Annotated in this window: 4 protein-coding genes; all 4 read left to right on the top strand. The window is 69.1% G+C overall.

Annotation, left to right across the window (positions count from 1 at the left end):
- Positions 1–207: 207 nt before the first annotated feature.
- Positions 208–723 (top strand): ribosome maturation factor RimP, encoded by a 516-nt coding sequence (rimP, locus tag AC51EU_RS29595; RefSeq protein WP_496270170.1) that lies wholly within the window; start codon positions 208–210, stop codon positions 721–723.
- A 2-nt stretch (positions 724–725) separates the two neighbouring features.
- Complete coding sequence (nusA, locus tag AC51EU_RS29590) at positions 726–1,718, top strand: transcription termination factor NusA (RefSeq protein WP_496270169.1); 993 nt, start codon at positions 726–728, stop codon at positions 1,716–1,718.
- 128 nt (positions 1,719–1,846) lie between these two features.
- Positions 1,847–2,137 (top strand): YlxR family protein, encoded by a 291-nt coding sequence (locus AC51EU_RS29585; RefSeq protein ID WP_496270168.1) that lies wholly within the window; start codon positions 1,847–1,849, stop codon positions 2,135–2,137.
- 156 nt (positions 2,138–2,293) lie between these two features.
- Positions 2,294–2,460, top strand: a 167-nt coding sequence (locus AC51EU_RS29580; protein ID WP_496270171.1) for a translation initiation factor IF-2 N-terminal domain-containing protein, incomplete at its 3' end; no start/stop codon positions are given.

The following is a 2,460-nucleotide window of genomic DNA, read 5'->3' as shown; positions in this document are numbered from 1 at the left end:
AGGGTCGCGGCCCCGGCCAGCAGGGTCCATCTGCGCGTGAGCGCCACGTTCGGCACGTTCCTCTTCCCGGGGTCTTCCGTAGTGATCACCGCAGGCGAGCGTAGCTGTGACCGGCCGCCGAATCGTCAGTACCCCGCCGGAACAGATAGGCTTTGCCCCGGCACACGACCCACCTACAACAGCACACGCGGCCGAGGAGTCACCCGGATGAGCACCACCCAGAGCGAGAGGCTGCGCGGGCTGCTTGAACCGCTCGTCGCCGCACGAGAGCTGGATCTGGAAGAGATCGAGGTGACCCCCGCGGGCAAGCGGCGGGTGCTGAGGATCGTGGTCGACTCCGACGAGGGCGTGCAGCTGGACGAGTGCGCCGAGCTGAGCCGCGAGGTCTCGCAGGTCCTCGACGACACCGACGCCATGGGCGGCGCCCCCTACACCCTTGAGGTGACCTCACCGGGCGCCGACCGGCCGCTGACCGAGCTGCGCCATTACCGCCGCGCCACCGGACGCCTCATCAGGGCCCGGCTCGGCGACGGCGGCGAACTGGTGGCCCGGATCACGGGCGTGGACGAGGACGGCCTCGACCTTGAGGTGCCCGGGGTCAAGGGGCGGAAGCCGACCACGAGGCGCCTGGCCTTCGACGAGATCGCCAAGGCGCGGGTCGAGCTGGAGTTCAACCGTAAGGCCGTCAAGGCCGATGACAACGAGAACAAGGAGGAGGCGTAGCCGTGGACATCGACATGAGTGCCCTGCGGGGGCTGGTGCGGGAGAAGGAGATCTCGTTCGACCTGCTGGTCGAGGCGATCGAGTCGGCCCTCCTCATCGCGTACCACCGCACCGAGGGCAGCCGCCGCCAGGCGCGGGTGGTGCTGGACCGCAGCACCGGACACGTCACGGTGTGGGCGAAGGAGGACCCGGCGGACCTGGAGGAGGGGGCCGAACCGCGAGAGTTCGACGACACCCCCTCCGGTTTCGGCCGGATCGCGGCGACCACCGCCAAGCAGGTCATCCTGCAGCGGCTGCGGGACGCCGAGGAGGAGATCACGTTCGGTGAGTTCGCCGGACGCGAGGGCGATGTCATCACCGGCGTCGTCCAGCAGGGCAAGGACCCCAAGAACGTCCTGGTCGACGTCGGCCCCCTGGAGGCCATCCTGCCGGTGCAGGAGCAGGTCCCCGGTGAGGAGTACACGCACGGCACCCGGCTGCGCTCGTACGTCGTACGGGTGGCCAAGGGCGTCCGCGGTCCCTCGGTGACGCTGTCGCGCACCCACCCGAACCTGGTGAAGAAGCTCTTCGCCCTGGAGGTGCCGGAGATCGCGGACGGGTCGGTGGAGATCTCCGCCATCGCACGGGAGGCCGGGCACCGCACGAAGATCGCGGTCCGCTCGACGCGCTCCGGGCTCAACGCCAAGGGCGCCTGCATCGGCCCGATGGGCGGCCGGGTGCGCGCCGTGATGGCCGAGCTGAACGGTGAGAAGATCGACATCGTGGACTGGTCGGACGACCCGGCCGAGCTGGTGGCGCACGCGCTGTCGCCGGCCCGGGTCTCCAAGGTCGAGGTCGTCGACCTGGCGGCGCGCTCGGCCCGGGTGACCGTGCCGGACTACCAGCTGTCGCTGGCCATCGGCAAGGAAGGGCAGAACGCCCGGCTCGCGGCCCGGCTGACCGGCTGGCGGATCGACATCCGCCCGGACACGGAGCAGCAGGCGCCCCAGCACTGAGCGTGACCGTCCTCGCGGCCCTCCGGCGGAAAACCGGTGGTGCCGCGGGGACGGACAGGGAATTCTGAGCGGCTGTTCGGTCGTTACCCCATCGGGGTGAGGCCGTTGCGGGGAGGTAGACTTAAACGGTGTCTGGCCGGACGCATGCCCGCGCATGCCCTGAACGCACCTGTGTGGGGTGCCGGGAGCGAGCGGCCAAGGGCGATCTGCTGCGCATCGTGGCGATCGGGAGTGAGTGCGTTCCCGACCCGCGCGGTACGCTGCCCGGCCGGGGCGCGCATGTGCACCCCACACGGGTCTGTCTCGACCTGGCGGTCCGCCGCCGGGCGTTCAACCGGGCCTTCCGGGGCCCGGGACCGTTCGACACGACGGCCTTGCGCCGCCACGTCGAACGCACCGAGCGGCAACCCTTGCAATAAAGCAGTACACACGCACAGCGCACGGAAAACCGTGCGGTCAGGTACCTCGCGAGTCGGAAGTAGGTCGAGATTGCGATGAGCACTCGATGAGTACGCGATGAGTACGCCCATGAAGTAGCGACGGTCCGGTGGACACCCGGACCTAGAAGGAGCGAAGTGGCTAAGGTCCGGGTATACGAACTCGCCAAGGAGTTCGGAGTGGAGAGCAAGGTCGTCATGGCCAAGCTCCAAGAACTTGGTGAATTCGTCCGTTCGGCGTCCTCGACGATCGAGGCGCCGGTTGTTCGCAAGCTGACCGATGCTTTCCAGGGGGGCGGCAGCGG

Source organism: Candidatus Streptomyces philanthi (assembly GCF_059553635.1).
This window is presented reverse-complemented; position numbering and strand designations above follow the sequence as displayed.